The organism is Mesorhizobium wenxiniae (assembly GCF_002284535.1).
Taxonomy (GTDB): domain Bacteria; phylum Pseudomonadota; class Alphaproteobacteria; order Rhizobiales; family Rhizobiaceae; genus Mesorhizobium; species Mesorhizobium wenxiniae.
Genome location: NZ_NPKH01000037.1, coordinates 13,715 through 39,025, shown reverse-complemented (window position 1 = coordinate 39,025; position 25,311 = coordinate 13,715). Strand labels below are relative to the sequence as shown.

Here is a 25,311-nt window from a genome sequence, read left to right as displayed (position 1 = left end):
TGTCATTTGCTTCTCTATCGCGTTACTGCGGGAGGGAGAGAGAGATGCGATTTCTTCGCAAACGAATGTAGTTGGTCGAAGCGCTATGCAAAGCACGAGTTTTCTTAAATGCTAGGCCTAGAAGAAATTGGGCTAGATATTTGGAACGATACACCCGTTAAGCGCTTCATTGGAACGCACTCGAGCTTTCGAAGCCGCAGCACGCTTGGTTTGTCTGACGTGCCCCCCGCTGAATCGGAGCGTTTTTGGTTGGAATTTTTCACTTGTGATCCCTCAATTGGACCGAGGAGGATGCCTCATGAAGGAATCGAAGTTCTCGGAGGCGCAGATCGCCTTCGTTTTGAAGCTGGTGAGGACGGAACGGCGGTCGGCGAGGTCTGCCGGAAGTTCGGGATATCCGAGGCGACGTTCTGCAATTGGCGCAAGCGCTATGCCGGTCTGATATCGTCCGAGGTGAAGCGGCTGCGCCAGTTCGAGGAGGGGAACGCCAAGCTGAAGCGGATCGTAGCCGACCTGTCGCCGGACAAGGCGATGTTGCAGGATGTGCTGCAAAAAGCTCTGAGGCCGGCCCGTCGGCGCCAGCTTGTCGATCAGATGCGGGCGGCCTGGAAGGTGTCGATTCGCAAGTGATGCGAAGCCCTGCGGATCGACCACTCCCTCTACAAGTGCAGGCCCGGCGAGCAGGCCGGATTGAAGCAGCGGATCAAGGAGATCTGTGAGATTCGGGTGCGCCTACGGCCTATGGTGGCCCCAAACGCGGAGCCACCATTCATCACGGCAGGACTCAGAGAGCGGCCTTGACTTTCTCTGCAACGTCTGCAGGAACCCATTTGGTCCAGACTTCTGGCATGTGTTCGATAAACCACCGGGCGCCATTCTGACCGTTCGCCTGGTTTTCCGTCATCCACAACATGACCTGGCCGACTTCGGCCTGCGTCCAGCTGCGCTTAGCAAAGTATTCCTTCGCCGGTTCGACGTCGTCGCGGGCCAAGAACCGTGACGACGCCGTCGTGACCTCTTCAGCAGGCTTCCAGTAGTTCGGCTTCGGATCGGGGCAGTCCTGCTTGGTCGTGCAGCGCGTCCATTCGTCCGCGTCGTGCTCGGGACCCTGGAGGCGTACCATGGGATACTTCGCGAGGAGGGATGTCGGAACCCAGTGATAAGCTATATAGCCCTGCTTGCGCTCGTAGGCCCTTGTGATGGCCCCCTCGAGAGCAGCGGCGGAACCGCTCGAAACGAGTTCGAAACCCTTCTCGCCAGCTTTGAAGGCTTTGAACAATTGCCCGGTGACTATTGTGGAACCTCGGCCTTGTGGGCCCTGAATGATCCCGCCCTTCGATGGATTTTCGGGAGCCGGAAACAGCTCCGGATGCTTCAAAGCGTCCTCGATAGTCTTGATGTCGGGGTGGGCGTCGGCGGTGTACTTCGGAATAAACCAGCCGGACACGGACCCGTCACTGATCGCGATACCGATCCGGCTGATCCTCCCCTCGTCAGCACCCTTAGAATATACTGCGCCGATCGCGGAAGGCGACACAGCAGGCGCAATATCGGGCTGCCCCCGCTCAATCATCGAAGTGATCGTCGGAACTGTGTCGCCCGCAACCACCGAAACGTTGCAACCATACCCATTGTTAAGAATGAATTGATCCACATAGGCGTTGACTTCTGCTGATTGCCAGCTGAAGGCTGCGACGGTGATGTCGCCGCAGGCTGCATGCGCAGCGCTACCAGCCATAAATGGCGCCATCGCAACGGCAGCGGCGTACAAGAATTTAGTCATGCCAAGCTCCTCTCTTTGTTTACCTCTGGCCTATCGATGCGGATGCCTAGTCGATCGCGTACAGTGCTCCCATTCGTCGACAGGCATCAAACTTCATGACCTGGCAAAATTACCCTTAATCATCTACGGGCTGTAGGCGAAAAAAGTAGCGCCTGATATAACCTCGATTCATGTGTGTGGGCACACCTCGATCATATCGAAGGCGATGCGTGTGAGGTGGTCCCGGTTTCCGAGACACCGAGACAGGGGCATAAGGTGGATCTTCCGACGAAAAGGATGATCCAGCATGAAGTCACGCAGACGGTTTAGGGCCGAGTTCAAGGATACCACTGTCTTGCTACTCGAGCAGGGCAGCAGCGATTGGAGCCCGTGGATACACCTTCCAGTCACTTACTATATGACATCGCAGGGAGACGCCCTTACACGTTATATGATTGAGCCCCAGAGGCACCCGAATGGCATCTCTCCACATTTCGTTCAGGCACGTGTTTTGGGTGGGGGCAGCTCCGTCAACGCGATGGTCTATATGCGCGGCATTCCAGAAGATTATGACGGCTGGCACGAAGGCGGAGCAACGGGATGGTCCTACAAAGACGTACTTCCCTACTTCAAGAAGGCAGAGTCCAACGAACGGTTTTCTGGCGATCTCCATGGATCGGAGGGCCCCTTAACCGTCTCCGATCAGCGCCACACCCACTGACCTGCCACTGAACTGTCATCCAGCGTCGATTAGAGCCTCGGCCGTTTCTGTTACGCCGTAGGACGCGGGTTGAGCAACCGGTGGAGACGCTAAGCCCTTTTCGGGCGAAGCGTCGGAGCCGGTTGCGGTTAGGGTTCCGGCGAAGGCCGCCGGGGTCTGGTATCCGAGCGAGGAGTGGGGCCTCGCGGTGTTGAAGTCCTGCCTCCATTCGGCGATGGCGCTGCGGGCGTGGTCGAGGCCGAAGAACAGGCTCTCATTCAACAGTTCGTCGCGCATCCGGCCGTTGAAGCTCTCGACATAGCCGTTCTGCATCGGCTTTCCCGGCGACGCGATGATCCTTCGACCAGGCGAGGATGGCGTTCGAGGTGAACTCCGTGCCGTGGTCGGAGACGATCATGCCCGGCTTGCCGCGTCGGGAGATCACGTCCGTCAGCTCACGAGCAACGCGACGACCGGAGATCGACGTGTCCGGGATCGCGGCCAGGCATTCGCGCGTCACGTCATCGACGATGTTGAGCACACGGAAGCGTCGGCCGCAGGCGAACTGGTCGTGCACGAAGTCCAGCGACCAGCGCGCGTTCGCCTTCGCCTCGACCAGGATCGGCGCCCGCGTGCCAACTGCGCGTCGCCGCGCCCGCCGCTTGCGCACCGTCAGGCCCTCGTCGCGGTAGAGCCGGTAGATGCGGTTGACGCCCGACGGCTCGCCCTCCCGCCGCAGCAGGACGAACAGGCGCCGGTATCCGAAACGTCGGTGCTCGTTGGCAAGGTCGCGCAACCGTGTGCGCAACGTCGTCTCCGGCGCACGGTACGACCGGTAGCGGATCATCTTGCGATCGGCTCCGACGAAGGAACAGGCCCGACGCTCCGACAGGCCCATGACGGCCTGCAGATGCGCGACGGCTTCGCGCTTGGCGGCGGGCGTCACCACTAATGGGATGGTCCGCCCCGTCCTCCCCCAGCATCATCTGAGCGGTCACACCAAAGGAGGTTGCAATGTCCACACGCAATGCGTCGCATCCTGCGGCAGTTTATGGAATCGATATCGGCAAGAACGTCTTTCACGTCGTCGGTCTGGACAGCGGCGGCGAGCCCGTCCGGCGAGTTCGCTTCCGGCGCGATACGCTGATGCAGTTCTTTGAGCGCGCGGCGCCCGCGATCGTCGGTATGGAATCGTGCGCCGGGTCACAATGGGTCGCCAGGAGACTGCAAGCGCTGGGGCACAAGGTTCGCCTGATCCCGGCGCAGTTCGTGAAGCCCTACGTGAAGTCGAACAAGAGCGACATTATCGATGCCGAGGCCATCGCCGAAGCGGCCACTCGGCCTACAATGCGGTTCGCTGCGATGAAGAGTGAGGAACAGGCCGGACCTCCAGGCGCTGCATCGGGTGCGCGGTCAGATGATCGGAACACGAACTCGTCTGATCAATCAGATGCGAGCATTCTGCCTGGAGTACGGCATTGCATTGAGACAAGGAGCTGGCCTGTTCAAGCTCGACCTGCCGCTGGTTCTCGACGATGCATCGAACGACCTCTCGCCGGCGATGCGAAGACTTCTCGGGGACTTGTTTGCCGACCTGCGCCGGCTGGAGCAGCGCATCGACCAGGTAACGAGAGAGATCGCCGCGATTGCAGACCGAGAAGATGTCGCCCGTCGGCTCATGACGATCCCCGGAATCGGGGCACTGGGCGCCACCGCCGTTCTTGCGGCCGTCGGCAACGGACGTCAGTTCCAGAAGGCCCGCGATCTGGCTGCATGGCTGGGCCTTGTTCCGCGGGAGCACTCCACCGGAGGTAAGCAGAAGCTCCTCGGCATCAGCAAACGCGGGAACCGCTACGTCCGCAAACTCCTCGTTCATGGCGCGCGATCCTGCTTCCGGCATCTGGATCGAACTCGCGATCGCCTTGGAAGCTGGCTTGACGGGCTGCAGAGCCGAATGCATCCGAACAAGGCTGTTGTCGCTCTCGCCGCCAAGATGGCGCGCATCGTGTGGGTTATTCTGAACAAGCCAGGAGCGCTCTACGAACGCAGGGATTCTGCATTCGCCTGAAGCTTCCGGCTCGATTGCAAGGCTCGGGAATAGCGATGACGAAACAGTGGATCAGCATGCCGTAAGCCCTGTGCAAAAAAGCGGGCTTCGTGCCCGAACCATTTATTGGGAACGGCGTGCGCGGATCTCATCATGGCCTGGCTGCAACAGCAGTCCACTCGCGAGAGGCCGGATACATTTATGCAACTGGAATCGTCGTTGGCGATGTCGCGAACCCTTGCCCGGACGGGGCGGACCATACATTTTTTGCCAGAAGCTCGCGAAGGGCCGAGGCTTCCAGCATCTGGTCGGCGAGAAGCTTCTTCAGCTTCGCGTTCTTCTCGTCTTCCAGGGCCTTCAGGCGCTTGGCGTCGGACACGTCCATACCGCCATACTTCGCCTTCCAGTTATACAGCGTCGCCTCGCTGACCCCGTGCTTGCGCGCCAGGTCGCCAGCCTTCCCACCCGCCTCGTGCTCACGCAGAACCCCGATGATCTGCTCTTCCCTAAATCGCTTCCGCTTCATCTGTCCGTCCTTCAATCCAGGCCGGACTCTAATCTCAGATGGAGGAAAAACTCAGTGGCAGGTCAGTCAGACGATACGGTGGAAGTCGCCACCCACGTGGACATCAACCACATCAACGAAGCTGCGATTGACCTCGGCACCTGTGCGACTTTATTTAACGAGCGGCTCCTTTTCGAATGCGGCTTCGGCGGTCACCGCCGATCTTTAGGAAAGCACGTGCGCTAGTGCGCTATCGATAGCCGACGTGATCCGGTCAATATCATCGGCTGATGCAATAAGGGCAGGGGACAAGCATAGCGTGTTGTTAAGGCCATGGAGCGAGCGGTTCGTAGCGCCAATAATCACGCCCTGCGAAAGGCATCGGGCTACAACGGCCTGGACGATTTTCTCGCCCAGAGGTTCCTTGGTGGCCCGATCCGATACGAGTTCTGCGCCCAGAAATAGCCCTTTGCCCCTCACGTCGCCGATCACCGCGTGCTTCTCCATCAACGACCGCAGATTTGAAAGGCAGCGTTCTCCCATTTCCACGGTGTTATCTAGAAGATTTTCATCTTCGATAATGCGCATGTTTTCCAAGGCCGCGGCTGGGCCGGATGTGCAGCCTCCGAACGTCGAGATGTCCCGGAAATAGCTCATGACGTCGTCTGGCGCGTCTTTGAACAGATCGAAGACCCTTTCTGTGGTCACCGTGCAGGAGATCGCCGCATAGCCCGACGCCACGCCCTTGGCCATGGTCACAAAATCGGGCTGGATTCCGTAGTGCTGATAACCAAACCATGTGCCGGTGCGCCCGAGCCCGCAAACGACCTCATCGATATGCAGGAGAATGTCGTATTTTCGGCAGATGTCCTGCACGCGTTCCCAGTAACCCGGAGGGGGCACGATCACCCCACCGCCAGCGGTGATAGGCTCCAATACCAGGCAACCCACGCTCTCCGGTCCTTCGCGCAGGATCACGTCTTCGATCGCGTCGGCAGCACGTTCGCCGTAATTCTCCACGTTCCACTGCTTTCGGTACTCCAGGCAGTGGGGAACGATTACGAAACCGTCGGGGTAGGGGCCGTAGTGATCGGCACGTTGTGGCTGACCAGAGGTGGCGAGCGTTGCGATCGTGGTCCCGTGGTAGTCGCGTTCACGAAACAGGATCTTCCATTTTTTCCCGCCATGGTGACGATGCGCAATCTGGCGCACCATCTTGTATACTTTCTCGTTTGCCTCGCTTCCGGAGTTTGAATAGTAAACTCGGCTCAAGCCGGGCATCTTTTCGATGAGTCTTTCGGCAAACATCGCGCCAGGAACGTTGCCGGCAGCGCCGGCGTAATAATTCAGTTTGATAAGTTGGTCGCGGACCACATTGGCGATGCTTTCACGGCCATAGCCGACATTGACGGTCCAGACTCCGCCCGACACCGCGTCCAGATACTCGTTTCCCTTGGCGTCCCAAAGTTTGAGACCTTTGCCTTCGACAAAAACCCTGGGGTCGGTGTTTTCGTAGGGCTTGTGCTGGCTGAGGTGATGCCAGACATGAGCGCGGTCGGCTGCCACCGCGTGTGTGAGGTAGTTTGAAGTCGCGGTCATGATCAGCTCCGAAATGATTCAAGGATGCGAAGCTCTTGCCGCGGAAAACTCAACACAGATTCGGTGGCCCCGAAATGCGGAGCCACCATCATCCCATCAGGGCTCAGAGAGCGGCCTTGACCTTTTCTGCAACATCTGCAGGAACCCATTTGGTCCAGACTTCTGGCATGTGTTCGATAAACCACCGGGCGCCATTCTGACCGTTCGCCTGGTTTTCCGTCATCCACAACATGACCTGGCCGACTTCGGCCTGCGTCCAGCTGCGCTTAGCAAAGTATTCCTTCGCCGGTTCGACGTCGTCGCGGGCCAAGAACCGTGACGACGCCGCTGTGACTTCTTCAGCAGGCTTCCAGTAGTTCGGCTTCGGATCGGGGCAGTCCTGCTTGGTCGTGCAGCGGCCCCATTCTTCCGCGTCGTGTTCGGGCCCTTCCAGGCGTACCATCGGATACTTCGCGAGGAGGGATGTCGGAACCCAGTGATAAGCTATGTAGCCCTGCTTGCGCTCGTAGGCCCTTGTGATGGCCCCCTCGAGAGCGGCGCCAGATCCGCTCGGAACGAGTTCAAAACCCTTCTCGTCAGCTTTGAAGGCTTTGAACAATTGCCCGGTGACTATTGTGGAACCTCGGCCTTGTGGGCCCTGAATGATGCCGCCCTTCGACGGATTTTCGGGAGCCGGAAACAGCTCCGGATGCTTCAAAGCGTCCTCGATAGTCTTGATGTCGGGGTGAGCATCGGCGATATACTTTGGAATATACCAGCCGGTCACGGTCCCGTTACTGATAGCGGTGCCGATCTTGCTAATCCTCCCTTCAGCAGCGCCCTTAACATATACTTCGCCGACCGCCGATGGCGACAATGCCGGCGCAATATCGGGCTGCCCCCGCTCAATCATCGAAGTGATAGTCGGTACCGTATCGCCCGCAACGACTGAAACGTTGCAGCCATACCCGTTATTGAGGATGAATTGATCCACATAGGCGTTGACCTCTGCTGATTGCCAGCTGAAGGCTGCGACGGTGATGTCGCCGCAGGCCGCATGCGCAGCACCACCGGTCACGAGCGGCATCACCACCATGGCTGCGGTGTACAGGAATTTAGTCATGCCAAGTCCCCTCTCTTTGTTTACTTCTGGTCTAACGATGCCGATGCGTGGTCGATCGCGTACAATGCTCCCATTAGCCGACAGGCATCGAATTTCACGACTTGGCAAAATTACCAGTTATCATCTAAGGGCTGTAGTCGGAAAAATAGCGTCTGATATGAGTTTGATTCATGTGAATTCGGCACCGTTTGACTGTGGTGAGGCTCAAGCTCGATGCCTTTCCCGCCGCAGCAGGATATGCAGCCGCCGATACCCGGACCGCCAGCGCTCGAGCGCCAGTTCCGTCGGCCGCTAGGCCTCCGAGAGCTCCACCCCACATACGTGAGCACCTGGGCCGGCTTCGTCTACGTCGCCTTCGTCATCGGCGTCTACGCCCGCCGCATCGTCGGCTGAGCGAGAGCCTCGTGCATCATAGCGATAGAGGGGTCCAATACAGCATCCGGTTCACTTAGCGGTTGGCCGAGTCGGGGATCGAGCCTTCGCTCGGCAGCGTCGGCGACTCTTACGACAATGCCCTCGCCGAGAGCGGGATTGGTTTGTTCAAGACCGAGGTCATCCAACGGCTCCGGCCATGGAAGTCATTCGAGACCTTGGAGTACAAGACGCTCGAATGCTCGATTGGTTCAACCACCATAGCCTGCTGGAACCGATCGGCAACATCCCGCCCGCCGAGGCGGAAGCGAACCACTACGCGACCCTTGAGACCATCAAACTAGGCGCGTAGGACTCAAGCAACCCGCCCACCGGACCCCTTCAGCTGTATGTCGTTTCCTGGCCATCTCGTCTCTCCTCAATCGACTCAAAAGCCATACCTATTTGAGGACCAGTTCAATAGGACAGACCACAACCTCACTCATTGTCCGTGCTGAGTGTCCAGCTTTTCCATAGTTCGATTTCGCGGGTGAGGTCTTCGGTCTTGTCGCAGGCTCGTCTCAAGGCATCGGAACCGAGGAGCAAGTGGCGCGGCGGCTTGTCAGTCTGTACTGCCGCGAGAATGGCGCGGGCGGCGCGATCGGGGTCGCCGAGCTGATTGTGATTTACACGATCAAGCGTCGAGGTGACCCTTCCCACCGACGCCTTGTATGACGGATCCGCAGTCCGACTTCGGCGGATTGAACCATCCGCCAGGAAATCCGTCCGGAGCTGGCCGGGCGCCACGGCAGTGACTTTGATACCGAGCGGCGCCACCTCTTCCGCCAAAGAGGCGGAGAACCCCTCCATTGCGTGCTTTGTCGCAGAATAGAGGGCCGCTCCAATGCTTGGCGCTCGCCCTGCCACAGAGGTGATATTGACGATGTGGCCGCTGCCTTGAGCGCGAAGGTATGGCAGGGCAGCGCGTACGATCCGCACCGGAGCGAAGACGTTCACGGCGAAAAGGCTCACGAGTTCCTCGTCTGTCGAATCCTCGACCGCCCCGAGCAAGCCGTAACCGGCGTTGTTGACGACGACATCAATCTTGCCTGCCAGATCGAACGCCTCCCGTGCCATCGAGGCGATCCGATCGGGATCGGAAAGGTCCCCACGGAGGAGTCGGACTTGTCCGTCATCGGCCGGCCATGATCGCGTATCCTGACGCACGGTTCCAATCACCCGATCGCCTTGTGCGGTTGCCGCTTTGGCGAGTGCGAGACCCAATCCGCGCGAGACCCCTGTGATGAACCATGTTTTCATGACAAGCGTCCTTCGAGGCGATCGCGGATATCAGATGAGGTGATCCCTGCTGAGAAGGGTGTCCAGGCCGCTTCCAGGGATAAGAGGGTCGGAAGAACGGCAAGGTCAAATCCATCACCTACGAGGCGAACACGCCCTCTTTGATATACCAGCCCCAAGGCTGGTCCGTGACATACTTGGTGACCTGCTTTGTCTCGAGATAGTTTTCGAGTCCCCAGCGGCCCAGTTCCCGGCCGATGCCGGATTGCTTGTAGCCGCCCCATGGCGCCTCGGTGAAGGTCGGCTGCGAACAGTTGATCCAGACAATGCCCGCCCGAAGCGCAGCCGCAACTCGCTCGGCCCGCGCGTCGTCCTTCGACATCACAGCGGCCGCAAGACCGAACCGGGAGTCGTTGGCATGGCCGACCGCTTCTTCCTCAGTCGAAAATGCGCGTATGCAGACGACGGGCCCAAAAATCTCCTCGGTCCATGCGGCGCTGTCGACCGGAACGTCCGTGAGAATTGTTGGCTGAACAAAGTAGCCTTTCGCGAATCCGTCGGGGCGCCCACCGCCGTAACTCACCGTTGCGCCGACCTCGCGTGCGGCGGAGACAGCACGGCAGACCTGGTCGTACTGCCGCTCGGACACAAGGGGACCAAGCAGCGTGCCGGTTTTCAGGCCGTCTCCGATCACGATCTTTTCCGTTTCGGCAACCAAGCGCGCCATCAGCGGCTCATAGATATCTTTGTGCACCAGCACGCGCGATGTGGCGGAGCACACCTGGCCTTGGTTCCAGAAGATGCCGAACATAATCCATTCGACGGCCTGCTTGATGTCGGCGTCCTCGAAGACGAGGAAGGGCGACTTGCCTCCCAGTTCCAGGCTGACGCGCTTGATGTCGCGCGCGGCGGCGGCCATCACCTTCGAACCTGTCTGGACTGAACCGGTGAATGCGATCTTGTCGACGCGGGGATGATCGGCGAGCGCCTGGCCGGCGTCCTTCCCCAGACCGGTCACGATGTTGAGAACGCCTGGCGGCAAGCCAGCTGCGTCGACGATCGCGCCGAGCTCCAGCGCTGTCAGGGGAGTGAGTTCCGACGGTTTGAGAACCATGGTGCAGCCTGCTGCGAGCGCCGGCGCCACTTTCCACGCCGCCATCAGCAGCGGGTAGTTCCAGGGAATGATCGCGCCCGCGACACCGACGGGCTCCTTGACGACCTTCGACGAGAACCGCGCGTCGGGCAACTCAATCGCCTCCTCGAAGCTGTTGTCCAACTGCTCGGCGAGGCCTGCATAGAACTCGAAGCATCCTGCCGCGTCACCGATATCCCATTCGGCCTCCGGCAGCGGCTTGCCATTGTCGAGCACTTCAAGCCTTGCGAGTTCCGCTAGTCGGCTGCGGATCTCTTCGGCGATGGCGCGCAGATATCTCGCTCTTTCCGCGCCGGAGAGGCGGGGCCAGCCGCCGACGTCGAACGCCCTGCGGGCTGATGCGACGGCATTGTCGATGTCGTCCGCTGTCGCTGCTGCTACGCTGTGAAAGACCTCTTCGGTGGCCGGATTGATGACATCGAGCTTCCCACCCTTCAATGGCTGGACCCATTTGCCGTCGATATAGAGCTGATTGCGCATGTCGTCCTCCTTCATTCTAACTCGTCGCCGAGCCTGGTCTCGCCTTCGGATCGTGCCGTTCAACGACAGGCTACGACGCTCCTTCTCGGGACCAGCCGATACGGTAGACGCGACCATTCTGGGCACCTTCAACACTCTTGACGTATCCAAGCGCGACCTCGCTGGCGGGGGCCGGCTTGGTTCCCCTGAAGAAGGCGCCGTAGAGGGGCACCGACTCCTCCACCACGGTCGGGCTTACGAGATTGATGCGCAGTCCGCGCCCGAGTTCGATCGCCGCGCCGCGTACGAACCCCTCGAGCGCGCCGTTCACCAGCGCGGCTGACACGCCTTGCGGGATCGGATCGTCGTTGGTCAGGCCCGATGTCAAGGTAAACGAGCCGCCATCGCGAACATGCTTGAGGCCAAAAGTCACGAGATTGACCTGTCCCATCAGCTTGCTTCGCAGACCGATCTCGAACTGTTCGGGACTAAGCTGGTCGAGGGGGGCGAAATGGACCGCGCCCGCCGTGCAGACCAGGGCGTCAAATTTCCCCACCTCTTTGTAGAGGTCCAGTATCGAGGCCGGATTCGCGATGTCCACCTGAAAGTCGCCGCCGTTTCGGCTCACGCGCACGATGTCGTGACGCGTTTGGAGTTTGGCATCGACTGCTCCGCCGATCACGCCGCTGGAACCGATGAGGACGATTTTCACGAGAATGCGCTCCTTAGTGACAGGTCGGCTGCGTTCCTGACGTCTTCGCGAGATAGATTTACTGAATCGATCCACGGAAGACCTGGTTCATGACGATCGTGAGGGCGACGATCGGAAGGCATGCCCGCCCGGACCAGGTCCGGTCAGGGGTCAGATCCCTCGTGTCCCCCGGTCGGAGGCCATCGGCGCCGACGAGGCCATCAAGCAACATCATCACAAGAGAGACCACGGCCGGAGTTGCCGGCCCGGCGATCCGCTGAACCGATGGCAGAACGGATTCATCGGCGGCCCTCCGAAGATCGTCGCCCACTTCGGGCAGGTTTGCGGTCAACAACCTATCGTCCCTTTGGTCGGTGCTTTCTGTCGCAATAGTGCTTCCGGGAAGGGTAGTGGCGGAGTCACGTTGAAATCGGCTAGACTTTCAGCGGTTCAAGCGCGCGCTGCAGTTCCTTGTCTTCCTGATCGTTCAGCTTCTGAAGTGGGCGACGCACCTTGCCTGTTCCGTAACCGCGAAGTTGCGAAGCGCGCAGGACAGAGGGCGTGTATTTGGTGCGCCATATGACCAATAGCGACGGCAGCATGCGGTGCCAGAGTTCAAGAGCCTCGGAGTATTTCTTCTGCGTAACGAGCTCGTAGAGTTTGACGGCTTCGTGCGGCATGTAGTTGGCGCCGCCCCAAATCACGCCTTTGGTGCCGGCCATCAGGGCATAGACGGTCGTCGTGTCCGCGCCATTGAGGACACCCTGGGTCACCCGCAGATACTCCTGATGGGTCGTCAAATCGCCGGCGCTATCTTTGATGTAGTTGAAATTCTTCAGTTCGACGAGGCGCTTGAGCAGATCGGTCGAGACGGAAATCCCAGTAGCCTGCGGAATGTTGTAGCCCACGATATCGATGCCGATGGCCGCGTCGATCTCGCGATAGAACTCGAACAGACCATCGTCTTCCGAAGGGCCTTCGAAATAGGGCGGCAGGATCATCAGCGCGTCCGCGCCAACTGATTCAGCGTGCTTTGAGCGACGGATCACCTCGTCCATATTCAGCGCGGACGTCTGGCAGATTACCTTACAGCGAGCGGCTATCCGCTTTGCGCCGATCTCGTAGAGCTTGTTGCACTCGTCTTCAGTGAGGTAGGGATGTTGACCGGTTCCGGCACCGAGAACCAGACCATGAACGCCTGCGTCGACATATCTGTCGATCAGTTCCTCATAAACGCCGAAATTGATGCTCCCGTTATCATTGAACGGGGTCTGCATCGCCAGATTGATGCCCTTGAGGTCAGCCATGGGACGGTTCCTTTTAGATCGATTAGACTTCTTGACCGGCCTGCCGGAAGCGCCGGCCGGTGACAAAACGCACGCCAAGAGATGTGATAAGTCGCGGATAGGCCCGGCTCGGCGGAGCCTTTCGTTTGAGGATCTCGATCACGGGCGAAGATCGGCCGGTAGCTAGTTCGGCAACGGCTTTACCAAAAGCCGTCCCGCGCGATACGCCCGTGCCGTTGCAGAAAGCCGCACCGTAAACGTTTTGGGCCAGCTCGCCGAACACCATGCCACCGTTCTGCGCAAGGGTCAGGAGGCCGCCCCAGCTAGCCTCGAAACCCATGGAGGAGAGCTCCGGCCAGCGGCGATCGAACGCCACCTGCTGGTGCTTGCGTGTCTCCATGACCTCTGCATGCGTCATCCTAAAATTGTCGGCATAGGAGTAGACGTTACGCAGGAACAGACGATTGTCGATCGTGCGTCGGACAGTGGTGCCAAAACTGTCTGCCGGGATGAGCCCGTAAGCCGACCGATCACCTGCTTTGGCCAACTCGGCCTCGGTCAGCTGCCGAGTCATGCTGGCGAAGGTGTATACGGGTATTGCGCTGTTTGGGTAAAATCCGAACTTCGTCAGATGCCCGGCCGTGCAGATGATGACCTTCTTTGCACGTATCGTGCCGGGCACCGCTTCAAAGAAGTGATGCGGCGTCCCGTATTGGACACCCGTGATCGCGGTGTTCTCGTGCACTGTCACATTTTTTGGCAGCAGTCTGGTCGCGTTCTTCAAATACTTGGCTGGCTGGATCAGAATCGTACCGGGATGATAAAGCGCCCGGTCATAATGCCTGCTGCCGGTGATGGCTTGGATTTCGTCTCGCTCTACCCAACGGTATCGCTGCCCCATCCGATCGAGCGCTTTTGAGAAGCTCACGAGATCGGCTACCCCGCGGTCGGTGGCAGCGCTGTGATACTTGCCTTGCGGGTCCCAGTCGCATTCGACACCCAGTTCCTCGACCGCCGACCGAAGATAGGCGTTTCCGTCGAGATTCACAGTCAGTTCGTCCTGGTTGCCCTGGACGTCTTCGACGAAATCGCGATTGCGCGGATTATGGGCTAGGTCGATGGCGAAGCCCATGCAACGGCCAGAGGCATTGTTTCCTATACGGCCGGCATCAATGAGAACCACCGCAGCATCAGGATTTAGCTCCGCATAGCGGCGAGCGGCATGAAGTCCCATCCAGCCGCCGCCTATCACCAGGCAATCACAATCGACATCGCCCTTTAGCGGTGCCACCGGAAGTTCCGGACCCGCCGTCAAATACCACCCCGAGGGCGTCTCTTCGAATTGCGGTGGCGAAACGGCGATGCGCCTGCCCGGCGGCGGAGAACCTGAACCCATGTATGTATTTCCGTGGAGCCGATGCCCGGCGGCCAACCCGCCATTTTATGCGTTTGTCAGAACGTAACAGTCAGTACGGCGAGGCTGTAGACGAAAAAAAAACGTCTGGTATAAACTGCGCTCATGTCGAGATTGCGTTACATGCTGCCCTCAAGCCAGTCGCTCTTCGTTTTCGAAGCAGCTGCTAGGAATTTAAACTTTAAGCGGGCCGCCGAAGAGCTGAATGTAACGCAACCGAGCATATCGCACGGAATCAAGGCCCTGGAAGACTATTGTGAGGTCGCTTTGTTCGTTCGCGAGAACCGTGGGGTAAAGCTTACCGAAGCGGGGTTACTGCTCTACGACAGCGTTCGCTCGGGGTTTGACGGCATAGAGAGTAGTTTCCAAGCGATCACGTCCAACGATACGAAGTACATTACCGTCGCGGCATCCACGTCCCTTGCAGCTCACTGGCTCGTCCCTACGCTTTCAGTTTTCCAGCGCCACAATCCCGGCATCAAAATCAAGATCGTTACTACCGATCGCGACATCGAACCCGATCATCAGGTGGATATGACGATCTGGATAAGGCCCCGTGAGTTTAAGCGCACCAACAGTTGGTACATGTGCGGCGAGGTCATCTATCCAGTTTGTACCCAGTCGTATCTGGCAAGCGCACCCTCGATCAGGTCAATCAATGACTTGACGAACCATCGTCTCATCCATTCTTCCGATCCTTACCGCGAGCGGATGGGATGGAGCGAATGGCTTGAGATTTTCGGCGCTGAGTCCATTAACGTCCAGCCAGATTTGGTTCTCAACGATTACCAATTGGCCATCCAGGAAGCCCTTTCCGGCGCAGGTATCTTGCTGGGCTGGGCGCTGACAACGAATCTGCTGCGGAGCAACAAGGTGCTCGTGGCACCTCTTAAAGAGGAATGTCACACCGATAACGCGTTCTTCGTGATCGCACACGAGAGGAACTCCAAGCAGGAGGAAACAAAGCTACTGGTTGAATGGATCGTAGAAGGGGCGAAAGCTTCCGAACGAACCTAGCGCGCTTCAGCATGCGTGATCACACCGGCTGCCGCGTGGCCTGCTAATTGGGTCCGACCATTTGTAGGCGAAGTTGCCTTAGGTCTGCTCACGAGCCTTCCTCGCATTTTTACCCCTACTTCAAATCCTGCCCTTCCGCCTTAGCGTGCCGCGGTTCTTGATGATCAGACGTTCTGACAGTCCCCAGCAAGCCGACCAGAGAGAGCGGGCTTTGCCTCGCATTTACCCAGGATCCTAAGTAACTCACTTTGCGTAAGTGTTTGGATATTGTTCGCCCGCTCTCTGACGGCGAAAACACCAGGGGTTGGCGAGATAGGTATCTCCCCGGCGCACACCGCGACATCGCCGTCCCTTGGCATATTCAATTCGGGAGCGGATGATCGGAGTTGGGAAGATCAATCTATGCGCGAAGTTGGCCCCGAATATACATCGGGCAGAGAACGTCGAGCACATCTCGATCCTAGAGATGCTTTTTGTTCCAAGGCTTTCGAGCCGAGCGGAGTGAGGCGTACACCTTTCGCATGGCGTTCGAACAACGGGGCGCCATACTCGCCTTCAAGGGCTTTGATCTGCGCCGCGATAGCGCCCGCTGTGACGGACAGCTCATCTGCGGCCGGTGAAAAACCGCCGAGACGGGCTGCCGCCTCGAATGCCCAGCGCGTTCAGGCGAAGCACGTTTCGGACCGGCACGCTGCTTGACATCGGAGCCCCAGATTTTCTGGGTCTAATATTTCACAAATTTCGGTTGAGGCAAGGCCTGGGTTCGTGCGCCTATTTGCATTAGCGGATCGGGTCGCGATCCCAGCAAATCCCACAGCGGAGATCGGTTTTATGAGGATCGAGGCAATTGAACTCTATGAGTACCGGCTGACTTACGCCCACGGCACTTACGCCATGTCCAAAGGACGTTCAGCCAGCCAGCAGCCATCCAACTTGGTGCGCATAGTTGCCGACGACGGGCTGGAGGGATGGGGAGAGGCCGCCATTCTTTCTGGGAACTATCTCCCGCTCTTCGCCGGCGGGACACGCGAAGCCTTAAGAGAGCTCGCGCCGCATTTGATCGGAGAAGATCCCCGGGCGATAAAGCGCATTGAGGGAATAATGGATGGTGTCCTCACCGGCCAAAACAACGCAAAAAGCGCGTTTGATATTGCGTGCTGGGATCTTTTTGGAAAGTCCGTGGGCCTACCAGTCGCTGCGCTTCTGGGAGGGGTCCTGGGCGAGAATTTGCCGATCTTTGAGGCCATTCCGCTTTCATCTACCGAGGCGAATATTGACTTCGTGACCAAGAGGAGCGCGGCCGGGATCCGACGATTTCAGATTAAGGTCGGTGACGACCCGCAGCGTGACGCGGCTCGTGTACGATCGATCATTGAGGCGTCAGACGACGATATCTTCTTCTACGTTGACGCAAATGCTGGGTGGACATTACTCGAAGCGTCCATCGGAATGCGTGCGATGGAAGACCTGAACATATGGTTCGAGCAACCGTGCACGGACCTTGCTGACTGCGCTTTACTCCGAAAAATGAGCCCACTTCCCCTGATCATGGATGAGAGTGTTGTAACGTTGGCGGATCTGTATCGCGCGAAATACGAGGTTGGTGCAGGTGGTATCAATCTAAAGCTCGGTCGGGTTGGCGGTATCACTCGTGCAGCAAATATGCGCGATACAGCACAGAACCTTGGGATGCATTTCAATATTGAAGATATATGGGGCGGAGATATTAGTGCCGCAGCCGTGTCGCACGTTGCAGCAAGCTCGCGACCGGCGAACCTGCTCCAGACGTCCTTCTTTAACGACTGGACGGAAGAGCACGTTGCCGGCTACCAACCTCGCGTTCGACACGGAGTTGGAGCAGCTCCGACTGGCCCAGGCCTCGGCATAGAAATTGACCGAGGCTTGATAGGAGAACCCGTAACCAGCTTCTCCTAGCTAGTGCGCTAATGCCGGTATCAAAGCATTCTATCTTGGATAACCGGCGCGCCACTTCAGTACAGAACCAAGAACGTACTCGCCCGGCAGCGCACACCTCTAGTTTGCGCAGCAATCAACATCCGTTGAAAGGCGCTGCCTGACAGGAAACCGTTGTATTGGGTCGGATAATCAGTCCACACGCGGACCTACATATGTGCGGATAGCGTCGAGAACGGACCGGTCGATACTGACGACCGGCGGTGCGTCCTGCGCTGCCGCGCCCGCCTTTGAGCCCGGAATGTGCACGCCGAGGTCACGCAGCCGCGCCATGTGTGCGGCGCAGCGCTCACTGAAATCCTTTGAAATGGCGGTCGGCGACACTGCGATGACCGTGAAGCCGATGCCGGGCGATTGATGACCCGACCGGAAATCGTTCGCGTCGACCGACCAGGAGGATCCCGACAAGCCCGCCGATAGCACCTCGACTAGCAACGCAAGATTCGCTCCCTTGTAACCCCCGAACGGCAGCAGCGCGCCCTGCAGAGCGGCTGAGGCGTCGGTCGTGGCGCCGCCTTGGCTGTCTGTCGCCCATCCCTCGGGGATAGGTTCATTGCGGGCGGCTGCCCGAACGATATTGACGAAGGCGGTTGCGCTTGTCGCCTGATCAATAATCAAGGGACTTGCCGGCGGGCTGGCCGGTGCGCCGAAGGCCAGCGGATTGGTACAGTATACCCGCGGGCTGCCGGCCGCGGCCGCCATCACCGCCGGACCGTTGGTTGCCGCCACCGAGACGAGGCCGTTCAGCGCCAGCCGCCGCACATAGTAGCCGAGCTCACCTGCTGTGTAGCTGTTTCGTTGCGTGAATAGGGCGACGCCCAAGCTCTTCGTATGCTCGACAAGTCTGCCGAAGGCGAGGTCGAAGCCGAGTTGTGCGATGCCCCCCTGTGCGTCAGACAAAATAATGGCGGGCAGGGGGTGCTCAATATAGGGTTCGGCTTGGCCGTCGATCCTGCCCGATCGAAAGCTCTCCAGATAGTCGAGAAAATGCGGAAATCCCAACGCCTCGTTACCAAACAACGCCGCCGATAGCGTGGCCTGCACGAGGGAGCTCGTCACAGGTAGGCTCGCGCCGCAGGCGATGCAGGCCTCTATCGCCAGCTCGCGAATGTCTGCAACCTCGATCGTTTCCCGCTCGTCAGTCATTGACTCCTATCCGACTGAGCTACCCACAATATCCCGGGGCGGCTACAGGCCAAGCGCCACCTTGCGCACATTATGTATAGCGAAAGCTGCCCGAGCGGCCGTGCAGTCGCCGAGCGCCGTGAAGACAATGCCACGTTTGACCGGCTTGCGCGACACTTCATCGCCCGCCGCGCTGGTGGCAGAATAGACGAATGTATCCGCCTTCAACTTCTTGTTTCTGCCCGGTGAGCAGCGAAACGATCCGCGCCTTCTTGCCGGCCAGCGCCTGGTCGCACTTTCGGTGACGAAACGCAGACGAAGCCTGGCGAGCGCGCGCCGCACGTGTAGGTCCACGGACATTCGCTCTAGCTCCTTGCCGACAAGCGCATCGGGCGTGACGATGTGACGGATGTCCGTCTTCGGCAAGATTCCAGCAGCGCCGCAACCTTCCAGTTACCGCAACATCTACCATGATCACTCGTTGGCCGGGCCCAGACTTGCGGGGCATAGCGGCTTCGGCAGACAAGGCATTGCAGCCGCCCGGGAAAGAGAGCTTCGGCCCCGACAGCGCGGAACTCCTCGAAGGGAGAGAGATACGGCTTGTCCGGAATCGAGGCGCTTCTGGAGATCAAACTTCGTGATCACCAGCCGGGCAGCAGGCTGCGATGGGAGCGACAACAGCGCCGGAAAGGATATGCGCGCCGACTTCCGCGTCCTTTCCAGAACGCCGACCGTCACCTGCTGCTAGAGGCGGATCACTGTCGACAAACATCCGGCCCGCGCCAATGATTACCACGTCAATGCCCATACCTTGGCGTTCCGGGAGGCGGCTCATCAAGCGGCTGTCCCTGTCTATCGGAAACTCGGCGCCGGCCTGCCGGCCTTGCGATGCGCGGCGATGACGGTATTGGCCATCAGCATGGCGATGGTCATCGGCCCGACGCCGCCGGGAACTGGTGTAATGACGCCGGCGACTTTTGCGCATTCGCCGAAGGCCAAGTCGCCGACTAGGCGCGTCATGCCTTCGCCCTTTTCGGGTGCCGCGATCCGGTTGATGCCAACGTCGATAACGGTGGCTCCCGGCTTGACCCAATCGGCTTTGACCATTTCCGGCTGGCCAACCGCAGCGACGAGAATGTCGGCATTGCGGCAGACGCCGGGCAAGTCCTTGGTGCGTGAATGGGCGATGGTAACCGTCGCATTGAAAGCGAGCAGCAGCTGCGCCATCGGCTTGCCGAACAGGTTGGAGCGGCCGATGACTACGGCGTTGAGGCCAGAGAGATCGTTGCCGTGCCACCGCTTCAGTAAAAACATTGCGCCGGCCGGCGTGCAGGAGACGAGACCGCCCTGGAGATCGCCTGTGGCGAGCTTACCGGCATTGACGACATGTAAGCCGTCGACGTCCTTTTCCGGCCGGATCGACTGGACGATCGGATCGGGATTCAGATGTTTCGGCAGCGGCAGTTGTACGAGAATACCGTGCAGGCCTTCATCGGCATTCAATACCGCTACGAGGCCTGCCAGTTCTTCCTGCGTCGTGTCCTCCGGCAACGTGTGCTGGACCGAGTTGAAGCCGCATTCTTGCGCCGTCCTGCTTTTGGCGCCCACATAGGCGTGGCTTGCCGGGTCATTGCCGACGATGACGACAGCGAGGCCCGTCTTGACGCCTGCGTCCTTTTCAAGCGCTGCAGAGGCTGCCTTCACATCATCGATAACCGACGCCGCAACTCGCTTTCCATCAATTACCATAGCGGCCATTGTTCACCCCATCCGCTCCGAAGCATAAGATCCGGGGCTTGCCGGAAAGACGATGGTCTTGTTGCCGTTCATGAAGACGCGGTTGTGGATATGGGCGTGCACGGCGCGGGCCAGAACCTGACTTTCGACATCGCGGCCGATCGACACATAGTCTTCCGCCGACTGCGCATGGGTGATGCGAGCGACGTCCTGCTCGATAATAGGTCCCTCGTCGAGATCTTCCGTGACGTAGTGCGCCGTCGCGCCGATCAGCTTCACGCCGCGCTCGAAGGCTTGCTTGTAGGGGTTGGCGCCCTTGAAGGACGGCAAGAAGGAATGGTGGATATTGACGATACGGCCGGGCATCTTTTTGCAGACGGCGTCCGAAAGCACCTGCATGTAGCGAGCAAGCACGATGAGTTCCGCGCCGGACTGCTCGACGACTTCCATCAGCTTGGCTTCCGCCTGCGGCTTGTTTTCCTTCGTCACCTGGATGCGGTGGAACGGGATGTCGTGATTAACGATCAGCTTTTGGTAGTCGAAGTGGTTCGACACGACGCCGACGATGTCGATCGGCAGGGCGCCGATCTTCCAGCGGTAGAGCAGGTCGTTGAGGCAATGGCCGAAACGCGAAACCATAATAAGCACCTTGGTCCTCCGGTCGCCTCGATTGAGGGCGTAGTCCATGGAGAAGCGCTTGGCGACCTCGGCGAAGCCGTCGCGGATTTCAGATTCATCAACCTCGGTTTCGGATCGAAAGCCGACCCGCATGAAAAAGCGCCCTGTTTCGAGATCATCGAACTGCGAACTGTCGGTGATGTTGCAGCCCTTTTCCGCGAGATAACCCGAGATGGAAGCAACGATTCCTCGTGTCGATTTGCACGAGACGGTAAGGACGAGATTGTTCGTTGTCACGGGGACTCCGGAGTAGTTGGCGGTGTGATAACAAGACAGTGGTGGCCAGTGCCTGGCCACGGATGGTCAGACCAAAATGAGGTGGGCCGCCATTGCGGCTTACCGATCAGTATAGATTTTGTGAGAATTGGAGAGAGACAACTATTCAAATACCTCCTCTGGCCGGCAAATCTGTCGGGACATGGAGGAACAGGGAGTTGCCTCTTGCTTCGACACGGAATGTGCGTGCACTCGGGCACCCTTTGGGAGCACTGGATGCTGCGCCGCTGACGAGGTTGAATTCGGCGAAATGGAGTGGACACACGATGCGATCGCCTTCCAGAAAACCTTCGGATAGGGAGGCTTCGGCATGCGGGCATCGATCTTCCACTGCGAAGTATCTGTCGCCCTTCCTTACGAGAGCGAGGTCGCCTAGCCCGGCCGATGAAACGCGCCTTATATCTCCGTCCGCCATTTGGATGTCGTTGCCCAGCAACTGAGGGACCGTCTCGCCTTCATGCTCAGGCGCTTTGTGTGGGATCGCTACTCCAACGCTGGAATCGCCTGCCAAGGCCTGTGCAAAGCGGTGGACATCCCGCGACCGGTTAACTCCGATCACGAAATTCTCGAATGTCCAAAGTGGATTGTGGCTGCCATCCACGGCTAGGGGAACCGCAGACGCATCCGGCATTCCGGCAATTTGCAGGCTGAGGTCGTACTGATCGGACCAGAAGCGCGGTATCGCGGTCGGCAACTGTTCCAAAGCCAGAATGGCGCGGGCGGCCCGTTGCGCCTGCTCATTGGCATTCTGCCAGCTCTCGACACGTATTCCCTCGGGGAAGGTACCGCTGCGCTGGCGCGATACGTCGCCTATCGCAAAGATCGCCGGATCGCTTGTTAATCCATTCTCATCGGTGAGGATGCCGTCTCTCGTGTCGAGGCCCGACAGCCGCGCAAGGTGATCGTTGGGGTGAATGCCGATTGCCAAGACGAGAAGGTCTGCATGGGCTTTCCTCCCGTCGAGGGATACTTCTACACCGTCCGGCGTCTCGACAAATGCCGGCTCGCTCAGCAGATGGAGCTTCACGCCGTTCGCCCGATGAACCTCCGCGAGGAAATCGCCGACAGCACTGGGAAGCGTTTTCGAGCAGAGGCGGGCATCCCGCGCAAAGAGATCCACTTCGATGGATGCCGAACGTGCCATGGCCGCGATCTCAAGGCCGAGCCAGCCACCGCCGAGAACAAATATGCGCCTGGCGCTCCTGAGTGCTGCTTGTAGAATCATTGCATCGTCGGCGGTTCTGACCGCATGCACGCGGTTAAAGCCGCGGTTGACGCGAGGAAGGCGACGCGGCAATCCACCGGTTGCAAGAACAAGGCAATCGAACGCATGCTTTGCGCCTGTGGCGGTTTCGATCGTCTGGCTGGCGCGGTCGATACTGACGACCGTTTCTTCCAGGTGAATATCGACGCCAAGATCAACCGCCTCCGCACCAGAAAGAACCTTCGTCAGAGCGAAATCGGGGCCAAGTGTTTTCGCGGGCTTAGATAGGGGCGGACGTTCGTATGGCGTATGCCTCTCGTCTCCGAAAATGGATATCGGGCCGACATGGCCAAGGTCACGCAAGTGTTTTGCAACCATTCCACCAGCCTGTCCGGCGCCAACGATTAGCACCGTCTTCTCTTGCTCGGCCGGTATGGCGATGCTCACCTCGTCGCCACTCTCCATCGTGCCTTCGTCAAGGACGTCGCAGTAAATGCCAAAGTTCTTCTCGAAATTGCTGTTCAACGCGCGAAGTACACTACGGTCTTCCGGCAAGCCGAGCTGTGCCAAGGTCGTGAAGCTGCATCGACCGCATTCGCGCGTTCCGCGAAGACGCAGATTGCCAATGCGAAACTCCTTTCCGAGAAGTCCATATTCCGGTGATGTTGCGCCACTTCCTTCGAAATCAACGAGTACGTTGGGGCGAAAACGCCGTTCGTCGATCACGCTTTCCGGAAGCAACCTTTTCAAAGCCTCGATGGATTGGCGGCTGAGAAGATGGATGGGACTATGTTGGTATCGCGGTTTGGCAGACTGCCCGTCGAGGAGGTCAGCTCCATACCTTACGACAGTCACCGGACACCCAAAGAGTTCCCCAAGCTTTTGCTGAAAACGGTCGTCGTCAGGGTTGTGCCAATTTTCTTCATCCAGGGACATCTGGAGTTGGTCGTCATGGTCGAGCCTGGCTGAAATCAGCGGTGCCAGATTCCAGCGCTTCTGACGCGATGGGAAGACGATCTCATGGGTCTCTGCATCGAAGATACCGTAAAGACGGTCGCCGACGGGGCCGGCTTCGGTGAACTCGGCACGTTGGAGACGCTCTCCGCAGACAGAACTGACAGGGTATCGCCAAAGTGCTTCAACGGTTCCAAGCTTTCTCATTGCGGTCCCATTCCACCTTTTGTCTATCTGTTGCATTGCGGCCGGCCAAAGCGCTTCACTCAGGTTGTATGTCCCGCATGGAACGATGCGGGTCGCTCATGTGTGGTGTTGAGGCGCTTCAATTCAAAGCGATGTGGGCGAGCTCAATCGGATGCGGCGCGCAGTCAGTATTGAGGCGGCGTTATTATCCAAACGACCTTGGTCGGCTCGTCGCCCGGATTGGCGCAACGATGCGTTTCCGTGCTCTTGAAAGAGAAACTGTCGCCTGCGTTCAGCCGGAAATGCTGACCTGAGACCCAGAGGTCGAGTATGCCGCATATCACTAGCCCAGCTTCCACGCCTTCGTGACTGTAGTCGCCGCTGTCTGCTCCGACGTCGATCGTGCTCATCAGCATTTCCAGCGGTCCGCTGAGATTGGGCGAGAGCAATTCCTCCTGGATACCCAGCTTGGTGAAAGTCAGCTTTCGCCTGTTCTCCGCACGAACGATGATGTCTTTTTCATCCGCCGGCAGGTCGCTGGCATGAAAGAACCAGTTAATCTGCACGCCCAGTGTTGTGCTGATCTTCTTCAGGATTCCGATCGGCAGCTGAGACTGGTTGCGCTCGATCTGGCTTAGATAGCCGACGGAGATGCCCACAGCGTCTGCCACACCCTGAAGCGTCATGCCCTTCGCTTTCCGCAATTCCCTGATCTGGAAGCCGATGGCGTCCTCTTGGCGAGGTGACCCTTCGATTTCCTCAGTTCTCTCAGCGGCACGTGGTGGCACGATCATCCCTTCTCAACCACCTCTACCCAATAACGTCATACATTCACCGATACAACATCGAAATTCTCCAACACTGCAGCGCGATCAAACTACTATACGATAGCAGCGCCATCATGAAAAAGCAAGGCAAAAATTTCATGGTTGAAAACAGGATTTTTCTGTCGTAAAAGATCCGGGACTGCTTTTGCCGTTTAGGCACATGATCGGCAGGATCAGCACAGTTTTTGAGATCCGGGGCTTAGCCATGAAGATCGTCGTACCTGTCAAACGTGTAATTGACTACAACGTCAAAGTCCGTGTGAAGCCTGATGGGACGGGCGTCGACCTTTCGCATGTGAAGATGTCGATGAACCCCTTCGACGAGATCGCGGTCGAGGAGGCGATCCGGCTGAAGGAAGCCGGCAAGGTCACCGAGATCATCGCGGTTTCGATAGGACCGGCGCAGGCTGCCGAGACGATCCGCACCGCGCTCGCCATGGGTGCCGACCGCGGCATCCTGGTCGAGGTCGACGAGATCGTCGAGCCGCTGACGGTCGCCAAGATCCTCAAGGGCGTCGCTGATGCCGAGCAGCCGGGCCTGGTCATCCTCGGCAAGCAGGCGATCGACGATGACGCGAACCAGACCGGCCAGATGCTGGCTGCGCTTCTCGGCTGGAGCCAGGCGACCTTCGCCTCCAAGATCGAGCTCGCCGACGGTTCGGCCAAGGTGACGCGCGAGGTCGACGGCGGCCTGCAGGTCATCGACGTCAAGACGCCCGCGATCGTCACCACCGATCTGCGCCTGAACCAGCCGCGCTACGCCTCGCTGCCCAACATCATGAAGGCCAAGAAGAAGCCGCTCGATGAAAAGGCTGCCGACGACTACCGCGTCGAGGTCAAGCAGCGCCTCAAGGTGCTGAAGACCGAGGAGCCGGGCGGCCGCAAGGCGGGCGTCAAGGTCAAGTCCGTCGAAGAGCTAGTGGGCGCGCTCAAGAGCGCGGGCATCGTCTAAGGTTCGGATAGGA

The 25,311-nt window shown here is 58.8% G+C and carries 20 protein-coding genes and 5 pseudogenes; 7 read left to right on the top strand and 18 right to left on the bottom strand.

The window, feature by feature from the left end:
* Positions 1 to 298: 298 nt before the first annotated feature.
* Positions 299 to 589: pseudogene (locus CIT31_RS35505) on the top strand (transposase); the annotation flags it as partial.
* 195 nt (positions 590 to 784) lie between these two features.
* Here the strand turns inward: CIT31_RS35505 and CIT31_RS28800 are convergent.
* Positions 785 to 1,783 (bottom strand): glycine betaine ABC transporter substrate-binding protein, encoded by a 999-nt coding sequence (locus CIT31_RS28800; protein ID WP_095521310.1) that lies wholly within the window; start codon positions 1,781 to 1,783, stop codon positions 785 to 787.
* Positions 1,784 to 2,069: 286 nt separating this feature from the next.
* Between CIT31_RS28800 and CIT31_RS28795 the strand changes: the two genes are divergently transcribed.
* Positions 2,070 to 2,483, top strand: a complete 414-nt coding sequence (locus tag CIT31_RS28795; protein ID WP_095521309.1) for a GMC family oxidoreductase N-terminal domain-containing protein — start codon at positions 2,070 to 2,072, stop codon at positions 2,481 to 2,483.
* Positions 2,484 to 2,498: 15 nt separating this feature from the next.
* Here the strand turns inward: CIT31_RS28795 and CIT31_RS28790 are convergent.
* A pseudogene (locus tag CIT31_RS28790) lies at positions 2,499 to 3,411 on the bottom strand (IS3 family transposase); the annotation flags it as partial.
* Between the two features lie 65 nt (positions 3,412 to 3,476).
* Between CIT31_RS28790 and CIT31_RS28785 the strand changes: the two are divergent.
* Positions 3,477 to 4,530: pseudogene (locus CIT31_RS28785) on the top strand (IS110 family RNA-guided transposase).
* Positions 4,531 to 4,768: 238 nt separating this feature from the next.
* Here the strand turns inward: CIT31_RS28785 and CIT31_RS28780 are convergent.
* The 3 genes and pseudogenes from CIT31_RS28780 to CIT31_RS28770 form a co-directional block, all read right to left on the bottom strand.
* Positions 4,769 to 5,035, bottom strand: a pseudogene (locus CIT31_RS28780) (transposase); the annotation flags it as partial.
* A 204-nt stretch (positions 5,036 to 5,239) separates the two neighbouring features.
* The gene (gene tpa, locus CIT31_RS28775) at positions 5,240 to 6,613 is read right to left on the bottom strand and encodes a hypotaurine--pyruvate aminotransferase Tpa (RefSeq protein ID WP_165778583.1); all 1,374 of its coding nucleotides are present in this window, start codon (positions 6,611 to 6,613) and stop codon (positions 5,240 to 5,242) included.
* Positions 6,614 to 6,716: 103 nt separating this feature from the next.
* Positions 6,717 to 7,715, bottom strand: a complete 999-nt coding sequence (locus CIT31_RS28770; protein ID WP_095521307.1) for a glycine betaine ABC transporter substrate-binding protein — start codon at positions 7,713 to 7,715, stop codon at positions 6,717 to 6,719.
* Between the two features lie 315 nt (positions 7,716 to 8,030).
* Here CIT31_RS28770 and CIT31_RS28765 point away from each other — a divergent pair.
* Positions 8,031 to 8,439 (top strand): annotated as a pseudogene (locus CIT31_RS28765) (integrase core domain-containing protein); the annotation flags it as partial.
* A 125-nt stretch (positions 8,440 to 8,564) separates the two neighbouring features.
* On the opposite strand, the gene CIT31_RS28760 reads toward CIT31_RS28765, so the two are convergent.
* From CIT31_RS28760 to CIT31_RS28735, 6 genes are all read right to left on the bottom strand, one after another.
* Positions 8,565 to 9,386, bottom strand: coding sequence for an SDR family NAD(P)-dependent oxidoreductase (locus CIT31_RS28760; RefSeq protein WP_095521306.1), 822 nt, complete (start codon positions 9,384 to 9,386; stop codon positions 8,565 to 8,567).
* A gap of 118 nt (positions 9,387 to 9,504) precedes the next feature.
* On the bottom strand, positions 9,505 to 10,998 hold the full coding sequence (locus tag CIT31_RS28755) for an aldehyde dehydrogenase family protein (protein WP_095521500.1): 1,494 nt from the start codon (positions 10,996 to 10,998) through the stop codon (positions 9,505 to 9,507).
* A 70-nt stretch (positions 10,999 to 11,068) separates the two neighbouring features.
* The gene (locus CIT31_RS28750) at positions 11,069 to 11,689 is read right to left on the bottom strand and encodes a short chain dehydrogenase (protein WP_095521305.1); all 621 of its coding nucleotides are present in this window, start codon (positions 11,687 to 11,689) and stop codon (positions 11,069 to 11,071) included.
* Positions 11,690 to 11,747: 58 nt separating this feature from the next.
* The gene (locus CIT31_RS28745; RefSeq protein WP_133116221.1) at positions 11,748 to 12,020 is read right to left on the bottom strand and encodes a hypothetical protein; all 273 of its coding nucleotides are present in this window, start codon (positions 12,018 to 12,020) and stop codon (positions 11,748 to 11,750) included.
* Positions 12,021 to 12,102: 82 nt separating this feature from the next.
* Positions 12,103 to 12,975 (bottom strand): dihydrodipicolinate synthase family protein, encoded by an 873-nt coding sequence (locus CIT31_RS28740; protein ID WP_095521303.1) that lies wholly within the window; start codon positions 12,973 to 12,975, stop codon positions 12,103 to 12,105.
* A gap of 22 nt (positions 12,976 to 12,997) precedes the next feature.
* A complete protein-coding gene (locus CIT31_RS28735) occupies positions 12,998 to 14,350 on the bottom strand; it encodes an NAD(P)/FAD-dependent oxidoreductase (RefSeq protein WP_095521302.1) in 1,353 nt (450 codons plus the stop codon).
* Positions 14,351 to 14,491: 141 nt separating this feature from the next.
* Here CIT31_RS28735 and CIT31_RS28730 point away from each other — a divergent pair, with 141 nt between their 5' ends.
* Positions 14,492 to 15,385, top strand: a complete 894-nt coding sequence (locus CIT31_RS28730) for a LysR substrate-binding domain-containing protein (RefSeq protein WP_165778582.1) — start codon at positions 14,492 to 14,494, stop codon at positions 15,383 to 15,385.
* Between the two features lie 395 nt (positions 15,386 to 15,780).
* Here the strand turns inward: CIT31_RS28730 and CIT31_RS36200 are convergent, their stop codons facing one another.
* Positions 15,781 to 15,987, bottom strand: coding sequence for a LysR family transcriptional regulator (locus CIT31_RS36200; RefSeq protein ID WP_425350679.1), 207 nt, complete (start codon positions 15,985 to 15,987; stop codon positions 15,781 to 15,783).
* A gap of 229 nt (positions 15,988 to 16,216) precedes the next feature.
* Here CIT31_RS36200 and CIT31_RS28720 point away from each other — a divergent pair, with 229 nt between their 5' ends.
* Positions 16,217 to 17,320 carry a mandelate racemase/muconate lactonizing enzyme family protein gene (locus tag CIT31_RS28720; RefSeq protein ID WP_095521499.1) on the top strand — a complete coding sequence of 368 codons (1,104 nt, stop codon included), beginning with the start codon at positions 16,217 to 16,219 and terminating at the stop codon, positions 17,318 to 17,320.
* Positions 17,321 to 17,491: 171 nt separating this feature from the next.
* Here CIT31_RS28720 and CIT31_RS28715 read toward each other — a convergent pair whose 3' ends face one another.
* From CIT31_RS28715 to CIT31_RS28690, 6 genes are all read right to left on the bottom strand, one after another.
* Entirely contained in the window at positions 17,492 to 18,505 is a 1,014-nt protein-coding gene (locus CIT31_RS28715; RefSeq protein ID WP_095521300.1) for an Ldh family oxidoreductase, read from the bottom strand.
* Positions 18,506 to 18,547: 42 nt separating this feature from the next.
* Positions 18,548 to 18,844, bottom strand: coding sequence for a hypothetical protein (locus CIT31_RS28710; protein WP_133116220.1), 297 nt, complete (start codon positions 18,842 to 18,844; stop codon positions 18,548 to 18,550).
* A 492-nt stretch (positions 18,845 to 19,336) separates the two neighbouring features.
* Positions 19,337 to 20,242: a bifunctional methylenetetrahydrofolate dehydrogenase/methenyltetrahydrofolate cyclohydrolase FolD gene (folD, locus tag CIT31_RS28705; RefSeq protein ID WP_425350671.1), complete on the bottom strand. Its 906-nt coding sequence runs from the start codon at positions 20,240 to 20,242 to the stop codon at positions 19,337 to 19,339.
* A 3-nt stretch (positions 20,243 to 20,245) separates the two neighbouring features.
* Positions 20,246 to 21,136 carry a formyltetrahydrofolate deformylase gene (gene purU, locus CIT31_RS28700; protein ID WP_095521298.1) on the bottom strand — a complete coding sequence of 297 codons (891 nt, stop codon included), beginning with the start codon at positions 21,134 to 21,136 and terminating at the stop codon, positions 20,246 to 20,248.
* A 145-nt stretch (positions 21,137 to 21,281) separates the two neighbouring features.
* Positions 21,282 to 23,540: an FAD-dependent oxidoreductase gene (locus tag CIT31_RS28695; protein WP_165778581.1), complete on the bottom strand. Its 2,259-nt coding sequence runs from the start codon at positions 23,538 to 23,540 to the stop codon at positions 21,282 to 21,284.
* Positions 23,541 to 23,704: 164 nt separating this feature from the next.
* Positions 23,705 to 24,313 carry a helix-turn-helix domain-containing protein gene (locus CIT31_RS28690; RefSeq protein WP_095521296.1) on the bottom strand — a complete coding sequence of 203 codons (609 nt, stop codon included), beginning with the start codon at positions 24,311 to 24,313 and terminating at the stop codon, positions 23,705 to 23,707.
* A gap of 238 nt (positions 24,314 to 24,551) precedes the next feature.
* On the opposite strand from CIT31_RS28690, the gene CIT31_RS28685 reads away from it, so the two are divergent.
* Positions 24,552 to 25,298: an electron transfer flavoprotein subunit beta/FixA family protein gene (locus CIT31_RS28685; protein ID WP_095521497.1), complete on the top strand. Its 747-nt coding sequence runs from the start codon at positions 24,552 to 24,554 to the stop codon at positions 25,296 to 25,298.
* The last annotated feature ends 13 nt before the right edge of the window (positions 25,299 to 25,311 follow it).

Bases quoted from the DNA above. Each gene is read 5' to 3' on its own strand.
- CIT31_RS28800 (WP_095521310.1), bottom strand. From the start codon at position 1,783: ATGACTAAATTCTTGTACGCCGCTGCCGTTGCGATGGCGCCATTTATG.
- CIT31_RS28795 (WP_095521309.1), top strand. From the start codon at position 2,070: ATGAAGTCACGCAGACGGTTTAGGGCCGAGTTCAAGGATACCACTGTC.
- tpa (WP_165778583.1), bottom strand. From the start codon at position 6,613: ATGACCGCGACTTCAAACTACCTCACACACGCGGTGGCAGCCGACCGC.
- CIT31_RS28770 (WP_095521307.1), bottom strand. From the start codon at position 7,715: ATGACTAAATTCCTGTACACCGCAGCCATGGTGGTGATGCCGCTCGTG.
- CIT31_RS28760 (WP_095521306.1), bottom strand. From the start codon at position 9,386: ATGAAAACATGGTTCATCACAGGGGTCTCGCGCGGATTGGGTCTCGCA.
- CIT31_RS28755 (WP_095521500.1), bottom strand. From the start codon at position 10,998: ATGCGCAATCAGCTCTATATCGACGGCAAATGGGTCCAGCCATTGAAG.
- CIT31_RS28740 (WP_095521303.1), bottom strand. From the start codon at position 12,975: ATGGCTGACCTCAAGGGCATCAATCTGGCGATGCAGACCCCGTTCAAT.
- CIT31_RS28735 (WP_095521302.1), bottom strand. From the start codon at position 14,350: ATGGGTTCAGGTTCTCCGCCGCCGGGCAGGCGCATCGCCGTTTCGCCA.
- CIT31_RS28730 (WP_165778582.1), top strand. From the start codon at position 14,492: ATGCTGCCCTCAAGCCAGTCGCTCTTCGTTTTCGAAGCAGCTGCTAGG.
- CIT31_RS28720 (WP_095521499.1), top strand. From the start codon at position 16,217: ATGAGGATCGAGGCAATTGAACTCTATGAGTACCGGCTGACTTACGCC.
- CIT31_RS28715 (WP_095521300.1), bottom strand. From the start codon at position 18,505: ATGACTGACGAGCGGGAAACGATCGAGGTTGCAGACATTCGCGAGCTG.
- CIT31_RS28710 (WP_133116220.1), bottom strand. From the start codon at position 18,844: ATGTCCGTGGACCTACACGTGCGGCGCGCGCTCGCCAGGCTTCGTCTG.
- folD (WP_425350671.1), bottom strand. From the start codon at position 20,242: ATGGCCGCTATGGTAATTGATGGAAAGCGAGTTGCGGCGTCGGTTATC.
- CIT31_RS28695 (WP_165778581.1), bottom strand. From the start codon at position 23,540: ATGAGAAAGCTTGGAACCGTTGAAGCACTTTGGCGATACCCTGTCAGT.
- CIT31_RS28690 (WP_095521296.1), bottom strand. From the start codon at position 24,313: ATGATCGTGCCACCACGTGCCGCTGAGAGAACTGAGGAAATCGAAGGG.
- CIT31_RS28685 (WP_095521497.1), top strand. From the start codon at position 24,552: ATGAAGATCGTCGTACCTGTCAAACGTGTAATTGACTACAACGTCAAA.